We start from the raw sequence: 1,463 nt of genomic DNA on the forward strand, positions 1-1,463 counted from the left end.
GGAGTAATATCGTAAATATTATGATCCTCTTAAGCGCATGTTGCATTGCAGTATTTCCGCTGCGATCCCTGCCGCGGTGATTTATAGAGAGCAGTGGCGCTTGAGTTTATCCGCGGTGTAAGGAAGCAAAATATTTCTTTTCTTCTTTCAGATTTCTCTTAGTAAAAGAAAATCCTTTTCAATGAGTGTTGTCTGCGATTTTAGTTTTTGCGAGCTTAAGCCTGCTTATTGATTTCTAATGCATATTTTTTACAATTAGTTAAAAGTATTTCAGGTTCAATCCCTTCTAATTCAATTTTATGTCCTTGTTGATCGGCGGCTATGACTTGGTATACACCATTTGAAATCTCAGTAATTTTAAATTCCCAATTAGAAATATCACCACTATTCATTTTTTTACCTCGCGAATGATGCCTTTCTCAAGTAATGTTTTTAAAGGAATCGGAGCTTGATATTGTGTACCATAACCAGTTTGTCCAAAAGCTGGAGCAACTGTACTTTTTTTAACTTCAAATGGTTTTATTACTTCAAATGTTCTCAATGCTTGTGAATCGACTCCCGGCGGTAAAGATCTTGCTCCTTTTGGCGTTCCTACCGGTGAGAAAAATCGAGAATAATCGCTTCCGCCATATCTATCAATCATACTTCCTTTGTATAAAAATTGATTCTCCACTTTTCCGATGGCACCATTGTTTGATGGGTAAAATGGTTGAATTGCTTTAGTTACATTATTTTTTATCCCAGAATTCCCTCCATGTGTCGCTCCACTTTTGCTACCTTTTCCAAGAAAATTCTTAATATCAGATTTATTAAGCGGATCAAGGCCAGCTTTCCCCATCTGTTTCGCATCATCAGGGGTCACAGATGTGCTTCGCGGTTTGTCAGGAAGACTCGGATTATCTTTATTTGAACCTAATAAATTAGCTAAAAGCCCCGTAGCCGCAGCTCCAAGTCCCCCAGAATATCCACCATTCGAATTTGAAGAGGATCTTCCTGCCCCAACCGCACCTGCGGGTGGGCCTGTTTCCAACGGCCTTTTGCAAGGGACAGTTGACATAGGACTTGTGCAATGCCCCGTCGGATCCTTCGCCCCAATCGGATTCCCCTTCACATACGAGAATCGGTTCCAACCCTGCGTATCAAATTCACCGTCAATGATCGTATCCGCACTGGTAAATCTCGCAATCCCCGGGTCGTAATACCTCGCATTGTAAAAGTAAAAACCGGACTCCCGATCCAACTCTTGAGAATTGTATTTCGGAGAAAAGTTCGTGTCACCTTTGTGCACAAACGTCTCTCCGTAAGGAAGGTAGTGCATCAGAGACAACGTATTCCCCTCGTCGTCTAACACATGTGAAACGGAATCCACTTGATCGGTGAGAAAATACGCAAGCGCACCCGCTTCATTCAACGCTGCAATACGAACACCGTTCAAGTAGACGTTGTTCACGCTTGTGAGTACG

Annotated in this window: 2 protein-coding genes; both read right to left on the reverse strand. The window is 42.0% G+C overall.

The window, feature by feature from the left end; genetic code table 11:
* Positions 1-215: 215 nt before the first annotated feature.
* A complete protein-coding gene (locus tag EHQ17_RS19830) occupies positions 216-392 on the reverse strand; it encodes a hypothetical protein (protein WP_167882479.1) in 177 nt (58 codons plus the stop codon).
* Positions 389-1,463, reverse strand: a 1,075-nt coding sequence (locus tag EHQ17_RS12785) for a glycohydrolase toxin TNT-related protein (protein WP_135736191.1), incomplete at its 5' end; no start/stop codon positions are given. The genes EHQ17_RS19830 and EHQ17_RS12785, both read right to left, overlap by 4 nt.

The sequence above is a fragment of the Leptospira gomenensis genome (genome assembly GCF_004770155.1).
GTDB lineage: Bacteria > Spirochaetota > Leptospiria > Leptospirales > Leptospiraceae > Leptospira > Leptospira gomenensis.

What these genes read in the sequence shown, in the direction of transcription:
- EHQ17_RS19830 (WP_167882479.1), bottom strand. Translation starts at nt 392, where the DNA reads ATGAATAGTGGTGATATTTCTAATTGGGAATTTAAAATTACTGAGATT.